A 17,317-nucleotide genomic window follows, 5' to 3' on the forward strand; every position below is an offset into this window, starting at 1 on the left:
GGGGCGATCAGGCGGGGGCCATGACCCACGACGCCGCGCGGTTCAGGGCACTCAGGATGGCCTTCATCGAGGCGCTGGTGATGCTCGGGTCCACGCCCACGCCCCAGAGGACGGTCGCGTCGTCGCCCTCGCCCACCTCGCACTCGACGTAGGCCGCGGCCTTCGCGTCGCCCCCGGCCTCGAGCGCGTGCTCGGCGTAGTCCAGCACCCGCACGTGCGCCCCCGCCTGCACCAGGGCGTCGACGAAGGCCGAGACGGGACCGTTGCCCTCGCCGTCGACCTCCACACCCTTGCGGGTGGGTCCGTCGATGACGGCCTTGACGTGGAACTGCCCGTTGCTGGAGGTGGACCCGGCGGAGGTGAGGCGCCACGGCCCCTCGCCCAGGTACTCCCGCTCGAAGATGTCGAACATCTGTGCGGCGGTGACCTCCCCGCCGGTGCTGTCGGTGTGGGCCTGGACCACGCGGGAGAACTCGATCTGCAGCCTGCGGGGCAGGTCCATCTTGTACTCGTTCTTCATCAGGTACGCCATGCCGCCCTTGCCGGACTGCGAGTTGACGCGGATCACGGCCTCGTAGGTGCGGCCCACGTCGTGCGGGTCGATGGGCAGGTAGGGGGCCTCCCAGTCGATCTCGTCGACCAGCTTGCCCTGCCGCTGCGCCTCCGCCTCCAGGTACTCCAGGCCCTTCTTGATGGCGTCCTGATGCGAGCCGGAGAAGGCGGTGTAGACCAGGTCTCCCGCGTAGGGGTGCCGGGGGTGCACCGGCAGGCCGGTGCAGTACTCGACGGTGCGGCGCACGTGGTCGATGTCGGAGAAGTCCACCTGTGGGTCAACGCCCTGGGTGTACAGGTTGAGCGCCAGGGTGACCAGGTCCACGTTGCCGGTGCGCTCGCCGTGGCCGAACAGGCAGCCCTCGACGCGGTCCGCCCCTGCCATCTGGCCCAGCTCGGAGGCCGCGACGGCGGTGCCGCGGTCGTTGTGCGGATGCAGCGATACCGCCACGTGCTCCCGGTTGCGGACGTTGCGGATGAAGTACTCGATCTGGTCCGCGTAGGTGTTGGGGGTGGAGCGCTCGACGGTGGCCGGCAGGTTGAAGATGATCTCCCGGCCCTCGCCCGGCTGCCAGACGTCCGCGACGGCGTTGCACACCTCGACGGCGAAGTCCGTGGGGGTCTGAGTGAAGATCTCCGGCGAGTACTGGTAGCCGAACTCGACGTCGCGCAGGTGCTTGTCGGCGTACTTCATCACCAACTCGGTGCCGCGGGTGGCCAGCTGAACGCACTCCTGCTCGCTGATCCGGAAGACCACCTTGCGGAACAGCTCCGCCGTGGCGTTGTACATGTGGATGGTGCCGCGCCTGGCGCCGATCAGCGACTCGGCCGTGCGGCTGATCAGGTCCTCGCGAGCCTGAGTCAGCACGGAGATGGTGACATCCTCGGGGATCTTGTCGCCCTCGATCAGCTGGCGCACGAAGTCGAAGTCCGTCTGCGAGGCCGACGGGAAGCCCACCTCGATCTCCTTGTAGCCGATGTCGACCAGCAGCTCGAACATGCGCATCTTGCGCGACGGCGTCATCGGGTCGATCAGCGCCTGGTTGCCGTCACGCAGGTCCGTGGACAACCAGCGCGGGGCCTTCTCGATGCGCTTGGAGGGCCACGTGCGGTCCGGCACGTCGACGGGGATGAAGGGGGTGTAGCGGTGCACCGGCATCGGTGTGGGCTGCTGCACGGGGGTGGGCTGGGGGCGGGTGGTGAAGCTGTTCATCTGAGTGTCTCCTGGGCTGGGATGGTGCGCCAGACGCGTACAAGCACCGCAGCGAGGGGATCTGGCTCAGAGATTCTGGGCCCCGCTGCGGCAGCCAAGGAGGAGGGTATGCCGTGCCACGTTCGCCACTGTAGCACCCGTTCCGCGGCTGTCCACTACTTGACCGAGCCCGCGGTCAGCCCGCCGATCAGCCGCTTCTCGATGAAGCTGAACAGGACGACCACCGGCACGATGGCGATCATGGCCACCGTGAACAGGTACTGCCAGTCCTTGATGTAGAGGCCCAGGAAGCGGGGCATCGAGACCGTCAACGGTTGGAGGTTCGTCTGTTGGACAAGGATGAACGCGGCCGAGAACTCGTTCCACGTGTTGACGAACACGAAGACGATGGCGGTCACGATGCCCGGCCACACCAGGGGCAGGGAGATGCGGAACATCGTCTGCAACCGCCCCAGACCGTCGATCAGCGCCGCCTCGTCGATCTCCTTGGGCACCGAGGCGAAGAACGCCTGCATGATCCAGATGGCGAACGACAGGTTGAAGGCGGCGTTGATGAGGATCAACGCGGCCCACACCGCGTAGCCCTGCCATCCCTTGAACTGCTGGAAGAGGCCCACGGCGAGCACCGTCGGCTGCAGCATCTGGGTGCAGAGCACCAGAAGCAGGAAGACCATGCGGCCGGGGAACCGGAAGCGGGCCACGTAGTAGGCCGCGGGGGTGGCCACCAGCAGGACGAGCAGGGTGGCGCCCAACGAGATCACGGCGGTGGACAGCAGCGACGACGCCGGGTCCACCTCCGAGGCCCAGACCGTGAGGTAGTTGTCCCACCGGGGCGTGGCCGGGAAGTAGGCGGGAGGGATGTTGGTGATCTCGAGGCGGGTCTTGAGCGAGCTGATGAACATCAACGCGTAGGGGAACCCGAAGAACACGACGATGGCCAGGGAGCCCAGGGCGATCAGCCAGGGGCTCGGCGGGCGGTTGATGCCGCCGCGGACGGCGCGCGGGGACCTTGACGTTGCCATGGCTCAGGCCACCTCCTTCGTGGGCTGCACGATGATCAGGTAGATCGCGATGATGACGAGACAGAAGATGAAGTTCAGCACCGACAGCGCTGACGACACGCCCGGCCCGAGCGCCCGTTGATACTCGAACATCAGCGTGGTGGTGATGTGGCCGGTGTGGAAGCCCGGCGTCTCCTGGAGCAGCCGCAGGATCGGCAGGGAGTTGAAGACGTTGATGATGTTGATCAGCGCCGCCACCGCGATCGCCGGCCGCAGCAGCGGGAGGATGATGTGCCAGTACCGCTGTGGTCCGTTGGCGCCGTCCATGTGCGCCGCCTCGCGCACGTCCTCGGGCACCGCCTGGAGCCCGGCGAGGATCGTGTACGTGGTGAACGGCAGTGAGACGTAGATGGCCACGAACACCGCGACCCAGAAGGCGCTGGTGGGGTCCTTCGTCCACGCTCGGGCCGTCTCGATGATGCCCGTGTCGACCATGAGGCGGTTGAACAGCCCCACGTTCTCCTGCAACCCGTAGCGGAAGACCGTGGCCGTCATCACCACCGAGCAGGCCCACGGCAGGATGATGAACAGCCTCAGGGCCTTGCGGCCACGGAACTCGATGTTGAGGAACTGGGCCAGCAGCAGCGACAGCACGACGGTGAGGGCCACCACGACGACCACCCACACGACCGTGTTCAGCAGGATGCGCTCGACCGGCACCCCGGGGAAAGTCAGTGCCCCGGCCGGCCCGATGTAGTTGTCGAGGCCGACGGGCCCGTCGCTGCGCCTGATGCCGCGGTTGTTGTACTTGAAGAAGGAGGTGTAGATCATCAGGGCGGCGGGGAAGAGCACCACCCCCGCGATGAGGACGACCGTGGGGAGGAGCCACGGCAGCGACGTGAGCGCGGCCCGGCTTCCGGTGTTCCTCGACCGGCGGATGGGCGCCGTCGTGGGTGGGGCCGTCATGGTCACGTCTGTTCCTCCTCTGTGGGGCCATGGTGCGGGGTGGCACCGGCGACCGGTGCCACCCCGCGCGCGCTGGTCAGGCCTGCGCGTCGACCTGGGCCTGGATCTCGGCGAGAACCTCGGCCGGATCGCCGGAGCCGACCTTGTACGCCGAGCCCTGCAGTGCCGTCTGGAGAGCATCCCACGCGGGGTTGCCCACCGGCAGGAACTTGACGATGGACAGCGCCTCGAGGAACGCCGACCCGATCTCGTCGGATTCGGCCTGCCCCTTCTCGATCATGGACGTGGTCACCGGGAGCAGCCCGGTGCCCTTGTACCAGCCCTCGTACTGCTCGTCCGAGTACAGCAGGTCGAGGAAGGCGGCGGTGGCGGCCTTGCGGTCCGCGTCCCCGTTGTCGAACGCGACGATGAAGTCGGTCACGCCGAGTGCCACGCCGTCGCCCCCGTCCTTCGACGGGATGGGCGCGAGCGCCACGTTGACGCCCTTGGCCTGCGCGTCGGCGACGATCGCGGAGTGCGCCATCATCATGCCGAGCTTGCCCGCCTGGAACAGGTCCGCCACGTCCACCCGGTTGTCCTCAAGGTTGGCCTGGGTGTAGCCGGCCTCGAACATCTTCTTCATCTGCCCGAATGCCTCGGTCGCCTCGGGCGTGTCGGCCTTGAGCGCCTCGCCGTCGGCCCAGTCGCCGCCGGCTCCCCAGAGCCAGAGGGAGGACTCTACCTGCGCCTCCTCGCGACCCAGGGGCATGCCGTAGCCGCGGACGTCGCCGCCGAGGGCCACGAGCTTCGCGGAGGCCTCCTCCAGCTCCGCCCAGGTGGCGGGGGGCTCGGCGATGCCGGCCTGCTCGAACAGGTCGACGTTGTAGGCCATCATGCGTGCGGTGGCGATGTCCGGCGCCGCCCACTGGACGCCGTCGGTGCCCATGCCGTTGGCCAGCAGTGACGGCTCGATGGCCGCCAGGGTCTCGGACGAGAGGACCTCGTCGATCGGGTAGAGGATGCCGGCCTCGGCCGACGCGGCGAACGCGTTGTCGTTGAGGATGTCGGGGTAGTCGTTGGCCTGGATCCGGGCGGAGACCTTGTCGGAGAACCCGTCCCAGCCCTCGATCTGCAGCTCGACGGTCACGTCCGGGTAGGTCTCGTTGAACGTGGCGATGATCGCGTCCCAGTCGGACTTGGACGTGTCCGAGTACGAGGGCGCGAGGATCTTGATGGTGGTCTCGAGCGAACCGGGATCCACCGAGGTGGCGTCACCGGTCGCGGAGGGGGTGGTGTCGCCGCCGCAGGCGGCGAGGGCGAGGGCGCCGACGATGGCGACCGCGCTGATCTTGAGGACACGCTTGTTCACGTGCGCTTCCTTCCTGTCTTCAGATCAACCAGGAATGGTTGTTGTCCGCGATATTAGGAGCGCCTCACCCCTGGGCGCGCGAATCGCCCGCGCCGTAACCAAATAGTTATCGTTAACAGGTCAAATGCTCACAATGGGTGATCGTGGACGATCAGAATCCCAGGCGGTTGAGGTATTTCGCGTCGCGTTGCCATTCCTTCATCACCTTGACGTGCAGGTTGAGGTGCACGCGGGTGCCCAGGAGTCGGTTGATCTGTTCGCGCGCCTGGGCGCCGATCTCACGCAGGCGGGCGCCCTTGTGCCCGATGATGATGCCCTTCTGCGAGTCCCGTTCCACGACGATCGAGGCGAAGATGTCGGTGAGGGGCTTGTCCTCGGGGCGGTCCGGGCGCGGGAGGATCTCGTCGATGATGACGGCGATCGAGTGCGGCAGCTCGTCGCGCACTCCCTCGAGCGCGGCCTCCCTGATGAGCTCGGCGATCAGAGTCTCCTCAGGCTCGTCGGTGATCTCCCCGTCGGGGTAGTAGACCGGCCCCTCGGGGAGCAGGGAGACGAGGGAGTCCCGGACGAGATCGACGTGGTCGTCGGCCACCGCCGAGCAGGGGATCACCTCGGCCCACTCGAAGCCGAGCTCGGTGGCCACCTCGCCGATGTCCACCAGGTGCGACAGCTGCCGCTCCTTGCTCACCAGGTCCGTCTTGGTGGCCAGCGCCACCAGGATGGGCCGACGCGGCAGCTTGGCGATCTCGCCGAGGATGAACTTGTCACCGGGGCCGATGCGCTGGTCGCACGGCAGGCAGACGCCGACGATGTCGACCGATCCCCACGTCTCGAACACCAGGTCGTTGAGGCGCTGGCCCAGCAGCGTGCGGGGGCGGTGCAGCCCCGGCGTGTCGATGAGGATCAGCTGGCCGTCCTCGCGGGTGATGATCCCGCGCACGGCATGCCTGGTCGTTTGGGGCTTGCTGGAGGCGATCGCGATCTTCTGCCCCACGAGGGCGTTGGTCAGCGTCGACTTGCCGGCGTTGGGGCGCCCCACGAAGCAGGCGAATCCGGATCGGTGCACGGGCTCAGTCATCATCGTCGCCTTCCGGGGACTCGGTGGGGGTGAGGTCCGCCTCGGTGAGGCGGCGGGCGAGGACGGTGCCGATCTGGTGACGGCGGCCGACGGCGCGGTCGGCGATCAGCTCGATGTCGCCGACCACGGTGCGCGCGCCCGGGATGGGCACGACGTTGAGCTGCTTGGCCATGAGGCCTCCGACCGTCTCCACGTCGTCGTCGTCGAGGTCCACGCCGAAGAGGGCGCCGAGCTCGTCGACCGGCAGCCGGGAGGAGATGCGGTAGCGCCCCTCCCCCAGGTCCGCCACGGTGGGGGCGTCCTGGTCGTACTCGTCGACGATCTCGCCGACGATCTCCTCCAGGATGTCCTCGATGGTGGCCAGCCCCGCGGTGCCGCCGAACTCGTCGACGACCACCACCAGGTGGGAGTGGCTGAGCTGCATGTCGCGCAGGAGGTCGCTCACCGGCTTGGAGTCCGGGCAGAAGGTGGCGGGCCGCATGAGCTCGGCCACGCTCTCGTGCCGCTCGGCGTCGGGGAAGTCGTAGACCCGCTTGGACACGTCCTTGAGGTAGACCACGCCGAGGATGTCGTCGAGGTTGGTGCCCACCACGGGGATGCGGGAGAACCCGGAGCGCAGAGCGAGCGAGAGCAGTTGGCGCAGGGTCGTGTCCCGGGTCACGAACACCACATCGGTGCGCGGGACCATGACCTCCTTGACCAGGGTGTCTCCCAGCTCGAACACGGAGTGGATCATCTTCGACTCACCCGCCTCGATGAGCTCCTGCTTCTCCGCGATGTCGACCAGGTCGCGCAGCTCGGCCTCAGTGGCGAAGGGCCCGTCCGCGTAGCCCCGGCCGGGGGTCAGCGCGTTGCCCAGGAGGATCATCAGCTGTGCGACGGGCCCGAAGATGGTGGTGAGGCCCGAGACCAGCGGCGCGAACATCCGCATCGTCTGCTCGGGATTCTGCCGGCCGAGTGTGCGCGGCGCGACGCCCCACAGGATGAACGACACCGCCAGCATGACGCCGATGGTGACCAGCGCCCTCTGCCAGTCCATCTGGAACTGGGTGAACACGACGAGGCTGGCGATGACGATGGAGCTGGTCTCCAGCGCCATGCGGGTGAACATCACGGCGTTGATCGACGGGGCGGGGTCCTCTGCGATGAGCTTGATCCGCTGGGCCCCCCGCTGGCCCTGCTCCACGAGCCGCTCGGCGCGTGCCCTCGTGAAGACGCCCAGCGCCGTCTCGACGGCGGCGAGGACGGAGGCGGCGAGTGCGCACGCGAGCGCGATACTCAGTTCGATCCACTCGGACTGTGTCACTGGGGGTAGTCAACTCGCTCGGTCGGGGATGCTGTGTGCCGCCCGAGTCTATCGCAGCGGCGCTCGGGTGAGGATGCGCCAGGCGACGCCGACGCCGAGCACCGCCAGGCCGCCGACGATCGACTGCCACGGCAGCGTCGCCACCAGGAGCAGGCACAGCGCGGCGCCGAGGATCTGCCACGCCTTCGCGTAGCGCCGCTCGGCCGCACCCTGCGTGAAGGCGGCCACGTTGGCGACGAAGTAGTAGAGGAGGACGCCGAACGAGGAGAAGCCGATCGCGCCGCGGAGGTCCGCCATCAGGAGGATCGCCGTCAGCGCCACCGCCAGAGTCAGCTCGATCCGGTGCGGAACGAGCGTGCGTGGGTGGGTGTGGTCGAAGAACCGGGGCAGGTCGCCCTCCCTGGACATGGCCAGCCATGTCCGGCCGATCCCCGACAAGAGGCCGAGCAGCGCCCCGCCCACCGCCGCGGCCGCTCCGACGACCAGCACCACCCGCGCGACGGGGTGGTCCCCGACCAGCAGCCCCAAGGGCGCCGTCGACGCGGCCAGCGCCTCGGCGCCGACCAGGCCCAGGAGGCTGACGCCGACGACGGCGTAGAGCACCAGCACGACGACCAGGGCGGTGATGATCGCCCGGCCGATGGTGCGGCGGGGATCGCGCACCTCCTCGCCCATCGTGGCCACGCGGGCGTACCCGGCGAACGCGAAGAACAGCAGGCCCGCCGACTGCAGAACGCCGTACCAGCCGGGCGCGCCCTCAGGGAGGGTCAGGAGCTCGCCCACCGGCCCGCCGGCACCAGCCCAGCCGAACGCCAGGGCCACGGTGAGCGATAGCAGCGCAAGCGAGGCCAGGACCATGGCCGCCTTCGCCGTCCGGGTGACCCCGAGGAGGTTGACCCCCACCATCAGCCAGACCGCCGCGATCGCAACGGGCACGCGCCAGGGCTCCGGCGCGGTGTAGGCGGCCAGCGTCATGGCCATCGCGGCCACGGACGCGGTCTTGCCGATGACGAAGCTCCAGCCCGCCAGGAAGCCCGGCCATCCACCCAGCCGCTCCCGGCCATAGACGTACGTGCCCCCCGCCGACGGGTACTGGGCCGCGAGCTGCGCCGAGGACGTGGCGTTGCACCAGGCCACGAGGGCGGCCAGCAGCAGGCCGATCAGCAGGGCGCCCCCTGCCGCGGCGGCGGCCGGCGCCCACACCGCGAACACCCCGGCCCCGACCATGGACGCGACGCCGATGGCGATCGCGTCGGCCAGTCCGAGGCTGCGGCTCAGCTGCGACCGCGCGCCTGATCCCACGCCGCGATGATCCTGTCGTTGAGACCGAACATGACCGCCTTCTCCTCGGGTTCGGCGTGGTCGTGGCCGAGGAGGTGGAGCAGCCCGTGCACGAGCAGGTACTCGGCCTCACCGTCGACGCTGCGCCCGTTGTCCGGCGCCTGGCGGGCCGTCACCTGCGGGCACAGCACGATGTCGCCGAGCAGGCCCATGGGCGGCTCCTCGTCGTCCTCGGGGGCGCGGAGCTCGTCCATCGGGAAGCTCATCACGTCCGTGGGGCCGGGCAGGTCCATGAACCGCTCGTGGTAGTCCGCCATCGTGGGCTCGTCCACCAGCAGGATCGAGAGCTCGGCCTGCGGATGGATCCGCAGCTTGTCGAGTGCGAACCGCGCCAGCTCGACGAGGCCCAGCTCGTCGGCCTCGACGCCGGACTCGTTGTTGAGGTCGATCACTTCGCCCCCCTGCGCCGCTCGGACAGGCTCTCGAACTGGTCGTATGCGGCGACGATCCTGCCCACCAGACGGTGCCGCACCACGTCGCGGCTGGTCAGGGTGCAGAACTCGATGTCCTCGACACCGTCGAGGATGCTCATCACTCCCCGCAGCCCGCTCTTGACGCCGCCGGGAAGGTCCACCTGGGTGATGTCACCGGTGACCACCACCTTGGAGCCGAAGCCGAGGCGGGTGAGGAACATCTTCATCTGTTCCATCGAGGTGTTCTGCGCCTCGTCGAGGATGATGAACGCGTCGTTGAGGGTGCGGCCGCGCATGTAGGCCAGCGGCGCCACCTCAACGGTGCCGGAGGTGAGCAGCTTGGGCACGGAGTCCGCGTCGACCATGTCGTGGAGCGCGTCGTACAGGGGCCGCAGGTACGGGTCGATCTTGTCGTTGAGCGTGCCCGGCAGAAACCCGAGCCGCTCCCCCGCCTCGATCGCCGGCCGGGTCAGGATGATGCGGCTGACCTCCTTGGCCTGCAGCGCCTGGACGGCCTTCGCCATGGCGAGATAGGTCTTGCCCGTGCCGGCGGGGCCGATGCCGAACACGACGGTGTGCCGGTCGATGGCGTCGACGTAGCGCTTCTGGTTCAGCGTCTTGGGCCGCACTGTCCGTCCCCGCGAGGAGACGATGTTCTGGGTGAGGATCTCGGAGGCCGGCGCATGGGGATCGTCGGCCATCTGGATCACCCGCTCGACGGTCTCGCCGGTCAGCCCCTGGCCCGTGCGCAGGATGGTGACCAGCTCGGTGATGACCTCGGCGGCCTTGGCCACCTCGTTCGAGGGACCGGACAGCGTGATCTGCCCGCCCCGGACGTGCAGGTCCGCGTCGAGCTGGTCCTCCAGGATGCGGAGGAAGTCGTCTCGGGGTCCGAGCAGGTTGACCATGTCGATCGACGGCGGCACGGCCACGGTCCGGGTCGCGTGCTGCTGGTCCAACGAATGCGTGTTCAGGGTGCGTGTCCTTGTCTGGGTGCGGCCGGCGCACTCCGCCGGCGAGGACCCAGTCTAGGCCGGATCTCCAGCGGTCAGCGTTCGAGCAGCGAGAGGTCGTCGTCCTCGTCGGAGATGATGTGCATGGCCGCCTCCTCGGCGCTGGCGGCACCGCCGCCGTAGCCCACGTCCACGCCCAGGGTGTGCTCGATGCCGCCGCCCCCCTGGACCGCCATCAGGCGCCCCGCCCTGGCCGCGCCGACCTCACGTGGCTCGTGGGTGGGGTTCCAGTCCTCCACATCTGCGACCAGCTCGGGCTCCTCCTGCTTCATCCGCATCTCGAGGGTCTCCCCCTGCCTCATCTCCTCGGGCGTGTTGCCGAAGCCCTGGGCGGGCGACCACTTCTCGGGGGTGATGTACCCCTCGTCCAGGACGTCCTCGACTCCGCGGTCGATGAGCGAATCACCGGGCTGCAACTGATCGAGCTGCTCGGATTCGTCGGGCATGTAGTCGGCTGCCATGTCGTCCATGCATGAATCTTGCCACCGTGCGGCACGCCCCGGGGCGTAACGCGCAGGCTCCCGGTGAAGTGGTCAGCACCCAGTCGACGACCCGGGCCACCGGCCCGTGACGGCGTATAATGCGGCGGTGCAGCAGATCCAGGACGCCTCCAGCCCCGCCTCGGACGTCCGGTTCGCCGAACGGCCCAGAGGCGTCTACGACGTGGTCGTCGCCCTCTTCGTGGCGCTGCTGCTGATCAGCAACGTGTCCGCGGTGAAGCTGATCCAGTTCGGCCCGGAGTGGACGCCCTTCGGGATCCCCGTCCTGCCGATCATCACCGACGGGGGCGCGTTCCTCTTCCCACTGACCTACATCCTGGGCGATGTCCTGGCCGAGGTCTACGGCATGAAGGGCGCCCGACGAGCCATCCTGCTCGGCTTCGGCACCTCCATCCTCGCCTCGGTCACCTTCCTGCTCGTGGGCGCCGCGCCCGCGGCGGCGGACTGGCCCAACCAGGAGGCCTACGCCGCCGTCCTCGGGTTCGTCCCCCGCATCGTGCTGGCGAGTCTGCTCGGCTACCTGGCCGGCCAGTTCCTCAACGCCTGGGTCCTGGTCAGGCTCAAGAACCGGGCGCCCGAGGGCTCGCTCTGGAGCCGGCTGCTCGGGTCCACCGTGGTGGGCGAGGCCGCAGACACCACCATCTTCTGCGTGGTCGCGTTCGCCGGCATCATCTCGGGCGGCACGCTGCTCAACTACATCGTGGTGGGCTACCTGTACAAGGTCACCATCGAGGCGCTGTTCCTGCCGGTCACCTACCGGGTGATCGCGGCGGTCAAGCGGCGCGAGCCCAGCTACCCCCTGGCCGCGTAGAACCGCCCCAGGAACTCGTCGCGGAAGGCGGGGAAGTCCCCGGACTTCAACGCCTCGCGCATCCGGTCCACCAGCCGCACGGTGAACCGCTCGTTGTGGATGGTGGCCAGCGTGGCCGAGAGCATCTCCTTCCCCTTGAACAGGTGGTGGAGGTAGGCACGCGTGTAGTGGGTGCAGGTGTAGCAGTCGCAGCCGTCCTCGAGGGGCTCGAACGAGCGCCGGTGGCGGGCCGTGTTGACGTTGTAGCGGCCGTCGGCGGTGTAGATGGCGGCGTTGCGCGCCACCCGGGAGGGGTTGACGCAGTCGAAGGTGTCCGCGCCGCGCTCGACGGCGGCGAACAGGTCGTCGGGTTCCGAGATCCCCAGCAGATGCCGGGGCTTGTTCTCGGGCAGCTCGTCGACCATCCATCCGATGATGGTGCCCAGGTTCTCCTTCTCCAGGGCGCCGCCGAGGCCGAAGCCGTCGAACGACTGCCCGTCCACGTCGAGCTCGGCCAGGTCGCGGGCGGCCCGGCGGCGCAGGTCCTCATACTGCGCGCCCTGGATCACGCCGAAGAGCGCCTGGTAGGGCTTGCCCGCGCGTTCCTCGGTCAGCCGGCGGTGCTCCGCGAGGCAGCGGGCCGCCCACCGGTGGGTGCGCTCCACCGATCCCTCCTGGTAGCCGCGGGTGTTCATCAGCGTGGTGAGCTCGTCGAAGGCGAACATGACGTCTGCGCCGAGCTCGTGCTGGATCCGCATCGAGACCTCCGGCGTGAACCGGTGGCGGTTGCCGTCGAGATGCGACTTGAAGGTCACGCCGTCCTCGTCGACGTGGGCCATGCGCGTCTTCCCCTCGGCGATGACGTCGTCGTCCGCCAGGCCCGTGGTGTTCATGGCCAGCACCTTCTTGAACCCGGCTCCGAGGCTCATCACCTGGAACCCGCCGGAGTCGGTGAACGTGGGCCCAGGCCAGTTCATGAACCGGCCCAGCCCGCCCGCCTCGTCGACGAGGTCCGAGCCGGGCTGGAGGTAGAGGTGGTAGGCGTTGGCGAGCACGGCCTGGGCCCCCAGGTCCGCCACGGTCTCGGGCAGGACCGACTTCACCGTCGCCTTGGTGCCGACGACGATGAACGCGGGGGTCTCGATGTCGCCGTGGGGGGTGTGCATCACGCCGGCGCGCCCGGCCGCCTCCCCCAGCTGGTCGGTGACGTCGAAGGAGAAGCCCGTCACGGGCGCCTGGCCAGCACGTCCAGCTGGCCCAGCGCGACGGCGCCCGCCGTCGAGGTGCGCAGCACGCCGTCGCTGATGCTGACCAGCTGGGCGCCCGCGGCGACGAACCTGTCCAGCTCGGCGGCCGCGATGCCGCCCTCCGGCCCGACGATCAGCAGGCCGGTGCCCTCGGCGGGCAGTTCGACGTCCGCGATGTGCTGCGAGGCGTCCTCGTGCAGCACGAGCGCGAGGCTCACCCCCGCGATCGCGGCCACCACATCCGCCGTCGACACGGCCAGGACCTCCGGGACGAAGAAGCGGCGCGACTGCTTGGCCGCCTCGCGCGCCGTGGCCCGCCACTTCTCCAGCGACCGGTCGGCGCGGTCCCCCTGCCACCTCACGACGGACCTCGCAGCCTGCCAGGCGAAGATCTCGCGCGCCCCGAGCTCGGTGGCCATCTGCACCGCCAGGTCGCTGCGATCCCCCTTGGCCAACGCCTGCACCACGCCCCAGACCAGGAGGGGCGACGGCGCTGCCATCACCTCCAGTATCCGGGCCGTCAGCTGACGACGCTCCGCCTCGATCACCTCGGCCCGCACTCCGAGCCCCCGGCCGTCGGACACCAGCACGTTCTCGCCCACGCTGACGCGCTTGACGGCGACCGCGTGGTGCGCCTCCTCCCCGGTGACCACCACCAACCCGCCGGGGGCCAGGGTGCCGGGGAGGTCCGCGATGAACAGGGGATCGGTCACGAGAACCACTCGGACAGCTTGCCGAACACGCCCTTGTGCCCCTTGGCCGCCACGGCCTCCGGCACGGACTCGTCCCGCTCGTCCGCGAGTTGGCGGAGCAGCTCGCGCTGCCTGTCGTCCAGCTTCGTGGGCGTCTGGACGAGCAGCGTGACGCCGAGGTCGCCGCGTCCGCCGCCCCGGAGCCGGGGTACGCCACGGCCCTTGATCGCGATCCGCGTGCCGGACTGGGTGCCGGCGGGTACCTCGACGGCCACGGTGCGGTCCGCCGGGTCCGACTGGTCCCACTCCGCCTCCAGCGTGCCCACGCCGACCGTGGTGCCCAGCGCGGCCGCCGTCATGGGGAGCCTGACCACCACCTCGAGGTTGTCCCCCTCGCGCCTGAACGTCTCGTGGGCCTGGACCGTCAGCTCGACGTACAGGTCCCCCGCGGGGCCGCCGCCCGGCCCGACCTCGCCCTGGCCCTCGAGGTGGATGCGGATCCCGGTGGACACGCCCGCGGGGATCCGGACCTGCAGGGTGCGGGTGCTGCGCACCCGTCCCTCGCCCGAGCACTCCCCGCAGGGCCGGGGGATGACGGTGCCGTAGCCGCGACACGTGGGGCACGCCTGGGACGTGCGGATGTCGCCGAGGAAGCTGCGCTGGATCTGGGTGACCTCGCCGGCTCCGTCGCACGTGGCACAGGTCACCGGCTCCGAACCTGGCTCGCCGCCTGCGCCGCTGCACTTGGGGCAGACGACGGCGGTGTCCACCTTGACCGGCTTGGTGACGCCGAACACCGCCTCGTGCAGCTGGAGGGACACCCGCACGAGCGCATCCTGGCCCTGGCGCACCCGCGAGCGTGGCCCGCGGCCGCCCGCCGCGCCGAACATCGCGTCCACCAGGTTGGAGAAGTCGAAGCCCCCGGCGAAGCCCCCTCCGAACCCGGAGAACCCCGCCCCCTGGCTCATCGGGTCTCCGCCGCGGTCGAACACGGCCCGCTTGTTCGGGTCGCTCAACACCTCGTAGGCCTCGTTGAGCTCCTTGAACTTCTCCGCCGCGCCGTCCTCCTGGGCGACGTCCGGGTGCACCTTCATGGCGCGCCGGCGGTAGGCCTTCTTGATGGCTTCGGGCGTCGCGTCTCGCTCGACGCCCAGGATGTCGTAGTAGTCCTTGCTCATATTCTTCTGCATCAGCCTTCGGGTGGGGGTCTCTGACCGGTGGGGTCTCTAGCCGTGGGTGAGGTACCGGCCGACGTACCGGGACACTGCCCGGACGGCGGCGATGTGGGACGCGTAGTCCATGCGGGTGGGGCCGACGACGCCGAGGCTCGCCGACAGGTCGGCGCCGTAGCCGGAGGCGATGAGGCTGGTGCCGCGGAAGCCCTCGGCCGTGTTCTCCTCGCCGATCCGGACCGTGACGTCCTCCCCGGCCGCCTCACCGAGGAGCCGCATCAGCACGACCTGCTCCTCCAGCGCCTCGAGGAGCGGGCGGAGGTTGGTCTCGAACGCCTGGCTGGACGCGAGGTTGGGCAGCCCCGCCACCACGACGTGGGCCGCCGGTTCCGCGGCGATCGTCTCCAGGACCGCCGCGACGACCGGGCCGGCGAACGGCCGCTCGTCCGGGGCGACCCCCTCGAGCACCGTGGAGAGGGCGCTGGCCGCATCGGCCGGAGACCTGCCGATGATGGCCTCGGCGATCCGATGGCGCAGCGCCGGGAGCCGGGATTCGTCGATGGCGGGGGTGTCCATCATGGTCTGGTCCACCCTGCCCGAGGACTGCACGACGATCACCATCATCCGTTCGGGCGTGAGCGCCAGCAGCTCGACGTGGCGCACCACGGTCCGCTGGGCCACGGGGTACTGCACGATGGCGACCTGGCGGGTCAGCTGGGCGAGGAGGCGGACGGTGCGCATCACCAGGTCGTCGACGTCCGCGGTGCCGTTGAGGTAGGTGGTGATCGCCGTGCGTTCGGCGGGCGACAGCGGCTTGATCTGGGCCAGCCTGTCCACGAAGAGGCGATACCCCTTGTCCGTGGGGATCCGCCCGGCGCTGGTGTGGGGCTGCATGATGTAGCCCTCCTCCTCCAGCACCGCCATGTCGTTGCGGACGGTGGCCGCGGAGACGTCGAGCTTGTGGCGCTCCACCAGGGCCTTGGAGCCGACCGGTTCGCGGCTGGAGACGTAGTCGGTCACGATGGCCTTCAGAACGTCGAGCTTGCGGTCGTCGAGCATGTCACCTCCCAGCTGGCACTCACAGACGGCGAGTGCCAGTGTAGCTGCATCTATGCTGGCAGCCATGACGCTGACCTGGACCCCCGTGACGAGCCGCGTGCATGTGACCACCGTCGAGCCGCACCGGGTGAACGTGGGCCTCATCGTCGGGGATCACGCCGCGATGCTCGTGGATTCCGGCAACAGCGAGGCGCAGGGGGCGGAGCTGCTGGCCTCGGCCTCCGCGCTGGCGGGGGTGCCGGTGACGCATGTCGCGCTGACACACGGCCATCATGATCATGTGGGCGGTGTCGCGGCCATGCCGGGCCTGGAGGTGCTGGCCCACGAGGACATCGACGCGGCCGCCGGAGCCACGCGGACGTTCTCGATGGCGCTTGCCGTGGACCTCGGCGGGCAGCGCGTCGAGCTCCTGCACTTCGGCGAGGCGCACACCCGCGCCGACGTCGTGCTCTTCGTCCCCGAGGAGAACGTGGTCTTCGCCGGAGACCTGCTCGAGGAGGGGGCGGACCCCCAGGTCGACGCGTCCACCTCGCTGGCCAACTGGCCCACGGTGCTCGACGGGGTCCTCGGCGCCAGCAACGCCGGCACCCGATTCGTCCCGGGCCACGGCGCCGTCGTGGACCGTGACTTCGCCTTCGTCCAGCGTGCCGAGGTAGCGATGATCTACAGCTCCAGCGAGATGCTCATCGAACAGGGCGTCCGCGCCGACGAGGCCGCCACCGCCGTCGAGTGGCCGTTCACGCCCGAGACGCTGGCCGTGGCGCTGCCCAAGGCGTACGCGGAGCTGGCCGCGAAGGGAGTCGAGCCCAAGCGGCAGCTGCCGATCTTCGGCCTATGAGCCGGTGGGCCAGCTCTGCTGCGCGGTCATCCAGGTGAGCGTGTCGCGGGCGACGATGAGCCCGGCCGACGTCGAGCGCAACGAGTAGGCCAACCCGTCCATCGTGCGGCTCACGCCCCCGGACTCGGTGACCATGAGCGAGCCGGCGAGGTGGTCCCACGGATGCAGCGTGGTGTAGACGATGAAGTCGACGTCCCCGTGCAGGACCATGGGGTAGTCGAAGGCGCAGCACCACGCGCTGCGCGTCACGGGGCTCAGCCGGCCCTCGGCCGTGAACCCGTGGATGGCCCGCTTCGCGGTGGCGCCCAGGGGCGCCCGGTCTGTCGGTTGGCGCTGGATCGGCGCGCCGTCGAGGCGGGTGCCGGCGCCGCGCTCGGCCGCATAGGCGCGGCCCGTCTGCGGCTGGTAGATCCAGCCGCGGGTGGTCACGCCGCCGCGCACCTCGGCGAGCATGACGCCGTACTCGTCGCGGCCCGAGACGAAGTTGCGGGTCCCGTCGATGGGATCGATGAGGAACGCGTGCTCGGCGCCCCGCACTCCGGCGAGCAGGGTCGGGTCCGCGAAGACCGCCTCCTCGCCGATGATCACGGCCGAGGGGTAGGCGCCGCGGAGCAGTCCCGCCAGGTACACCTCCGCCTCACGGTCCGCCACCGTGACGAAATCGCCCGGCCGCTTCTCCTCGATGTCCCCGGCGGACAGCTGGCGGAACCGGGGCACCACGACCTCGGCCGCCGTCTCGCGCAGCAGGTCCATGACGCCCTCGGTATCCATGGGTTCACCCTACTGGG

Annotated in this window: 17 protein-coding genes; 2 read left to right on the plus strand and 15 right to left on the minus strand. The window is 69.6% G+C overall.

The window, feature by feature from the left end:
- Positions 1–7 precede the first annotated feature (7 nt).
- The 10 genes from leuA to ACZK5D_RS07485 all read right to left on the minus strand — a co-directional run bounded on the left by leuA (position 8) and on the right by ACZK5D_RS07485 (position 10,701).
- The gene (gene leuA / locus ACZK5D_RS07440; RefSeq protein ID WP_458994146.1) at positions 8–1,765 is read right to left on the minus strand and encodes a 2-isopropylmalate synthase; all 1,758 of its coding nucleotides are present in this window, start codon (positions 1,763–1,765) and stop codon (positions 8–10) included.
- Between the two features lie 155 nt (positions 1,766–1,920).
- Complete coding sequence (locus tag ACZK5D_RS07445; RefSeq protein ID WP_463664845.1) at positions 1,921–2,787, minus strand: carbohydrate ABC transporter permease; 867 nt, start codon at positions 2,785–2,787, stop codon at positions 1,921–1,923.
- A gap of 3 nt (positions 2,788–2,790) precedes the next feature.
- Complete coding sequence (locus tag ACZK5D_RS07450; protein ID WP_458996547.1) at positions 2,791–3,732, minus strand: carbohydrate ABC transporter permease; 942 nt, start codon at positions 3,730–3,732, stop codon at positions 2,791–2,793.
- Positions 3,733–3,808: 76 nt separating this feature from the next.
- Complete coding sequence (locus ACZK5D_RS07455; RefSeq protein WP_458994148.1) at positions 3,809–5,080, minus strand: extracellular solute-binding protein; 1,272 nt, start codon at positions 5,078–5,080, stop codon at positions 3,809–3,811.
- Positions 5,081–5,231: 151 nt separating this feature from the next.
- On the minus strand, positions 5,232–6,161 hold the full coding sequence (era, locus tag ACZK5D_RS07460) for a GTPase Era (RefSeq protein ID WP_458994149.1): 930 nt from the start codon (positions 6,159–6,161) through the stop codon (positions 5,232–5,234).
- On the minus strand, positions 6,151–7,464 hold the full coding sequence (locus tag ACZK5D_RS07465; RefSeq protein ID WP_463664846.1) for a hemolysin family protein: 1,314 nt from the start codon (positions 7,462–7,464) through the stop codon (positions 6,151–6,153). Before ACZK5D_RS07465 ends, era begins: the two co-directional genes overlap by 11 nt.
- 48 nt (positions 7,465–7,512) lie before the next feature.
- Entirely contained in the window at positions 7,513–8,766 is a 1,254-nt protein-coding gene (locus ACZK5D_RS07470) for an APC family permease (RefSeq protein ID WP_463664847.1), read from the minus strand.
- Entirely contained in the window at positions 8,739–9,197 is a 459-nt protein-coding gene (ybeY, locus tag ACZK5D_RS07475) for an rRNA maturation RNase YbeY (protein WP_463664848.1), read from the minus strand. Before ybeY ends, ACZK5D_RS07470 begins: the two co-directional genes overlap by 28 nt.
- Entirely contained in the window at positions 9,194–10,126 is a 933-nt protein-coding gene (locus ACZK5D_RS07480; protein ID WP_463664997.1) for a PhoH family protein, read from the minus strand. The genes ybeY and ACZK5D_RS07480 overlap by 4 nt, the downstream gene beginning before the upstream one ends.
- Before the next feature lie 140 nt (positions 10,127–10,266).
- Positions 10,267–10,701 (minus strand): DUF5709 domain-containing protein, encoded by a 435-nt coding sequence (locus ACZK5D_RS07485; protein ID WP_458994153.1) that lies wholly within the window; start codon positions 10,699–10,701, stop codon positions 10,267–10,269.
- 118 nt (positions 10,702–10,819) lie between these two features.
- Between ACZK5D_RS07485 and ACZK5D_RS07490 the strand changes: the two genes are divergently transcribed.
- Positions 10,820–11,542 carry a queuosine precursor transporter gene (locus ACZK5D_RS07490; RefSeq protein ID WP_458994154.1) on the plus strand — a complete coding sequence of 241 codons (723 nt, stop codon included), beginning with the start codon at positions 10,820–10,822 and terminating at the stop codon, positions 11,540–11,542.
- Here the strand turns inward: ACZK5D_RS07490 and tgt are convergent.
- From tgt to hrcA, 4 genes are read right to left on the minus strand one after another with little or no spacing between them, the layout of a single operon-like run.
- On the minus strand, positions 11,524–12,750 hold the full coding sequence (gene tgt / locus ACZK5D_RS07495; RefSeq protein ID WP_463664849.1) for a tRNA guanosine(34) transglycosylase Tgt: 1,227 nt from the start codon (positions 12,748–12,750) through the stop codon (positions 11,524–11,526). The two genes, ACZK5D_RS07490 and tgt, sit on opposite strands and share 19 nt — an antisense overlap.
- Positions 12,747–13,481, minus strand: a complete 735-nt coding sequence (locus ACZK5D_RS07500) for a 16S rRNA (uracil(1498)-N(3))-methyltransferase (protein ID WP_463664850.1) — start codon at positions 13,479–13,481, stop codon at positions 12,747–12,749. Before ACZK5D_RS07500 ends, tgt begins: the two co-directional genes overlap by 4 nt.
- Positions 13,478–14,638, minus strand: coding sequence for a molecular chaperone DnaJ (dnaJ, locus tag ACZK5D_RS07505; protein ID WP_458996549.1), 1,161 nt, complete (start codon positions 14,636–14,638; stop codon positions 13,478–13,480). The genes ACZK5D_RS07500 and dnaJ overlap by 4 nt, the downstream gene beginning before the upstream one ends.
- A gap of 48 nt (positions 14,639–14,686) precedes the next feature.
- A complete protein-coding gene (gene hrcA / locus ACZK5D_RS07510) occupies positions 14,687–15,691 on the minus strand; it encodes a heat-inducible transcriptional repressor HrcA (RefSeq protein WP_463664851.1) in 1,005 nt (334 codons plus the stop codon).
- A 64-nt stretch (positions 15,692–15,755) separates the two neighbouring features.
- Between hrcA and ACZK5D_RS07515 the strand changes: the two genes are divergently transcribed.
- The gene (locus tag ACZK5D_RS07515; protein WP_463664852.1) at positions 15,756–16,529 is read left to right on the plus strand and encodes an MBL fold metallo-hydrolase; all 774 of its coding nucleotides are present in this window, start codon (positions 15,756–15,758) and stop codon (positions 16,527–16,529) included.
- Here ACZK5D_RS07515 and ACZK5D_RS07520 read toward each other — a convergent pair.
- Entirely contained in the window at positions 16,524–17,300 is a 777-nt protein-coding gene (locus tag ACZK5D_RS07520; protein ID WP_458994159.1) for an inositol monophosphatase family protein, read from the minus strand. The genes ACZK5D_RS07515 and ACZK5D_RS07520 overlap by 6 nt on opposite strands.
- Positions 17,301–17,317: the final 17 nt, after the last annotated feature.

The sequence above is a fragment of the Tessaracoccus yangjingae genome (genome assembly GCF_055326235.1).

Bases quoted from the DNA above. Each gene is read 5' to 3' on its own strand.
- leuA (WP_458994146.1), bottom strand. From the start codon at position 1,765: ATGAACAGCTTCACCACCCGCCCCCAGCCCACCCCCGTGCAGCAGCCC.
- ACZK5D_RS07445 (WP_463664845.1), bottom strand. From the start codon at position 2,787: ATGGCAACGTCAAGGTCCCCGCGCGCCGTCCGCGGCGGCATCAACCGC.
- ACZK5D_RS07450 (WP_458996547.1), bottom strand. From the start codon at position 3,732: ATGACGGCCCCACCCACGACGGCGCCCATCCGCCGGTCGAGGAACACC.
- era (WP_458994149.1), bottom strand. From the start codon at position 6,161: ATGATGACTGAGCCCGTGCACCGATCCGGATTCGCCTGCTTCGTGGGG.
- ACZK5D_RS07480 (WP_463664997.1), bottom strand. From the start codon at position 10,126: ATGGTCAACCTGCTCGGACCCCGAGACGACTTCCTCCGCATCCTGGAG.
- ACZK5D_RS07485 (WP_458994153.1), bottom strand. From the start codon at position 10,701: ATGGACGACATGGCAGCCGACTACATGCCCGACGAATCCGAGCAGCTC.
- dnaJ (WP_458996549.1), bottom strand. From the start codon at position 14,638: ATGAGCAAGGACTACTACGACATCCTGGGCGTCGAGCGAGACGCGACG.
- hrcA (WP_463664851.1), bottom strand. From the start codon at position 15,691: ATGCTCGACGACCGCAAGCTCGACGTTCTGAAGGCCATCGTGACCGAC.
- ACZK5D_RS07515 (WP_463664852.1), top strand. From the start codon at position 15,756: ATGACGCTGACCTGGACCCCCGTGACGAGCCGCGTGCATGTGACCACC.
- ACZK5D_RS07520 (WP_458994159.1), bottom strand. From the start codon at position 17,300: ATGGATACCGAGGGCGTCATGGACCTGCTGCGCGAGACGGCGGCCGAG.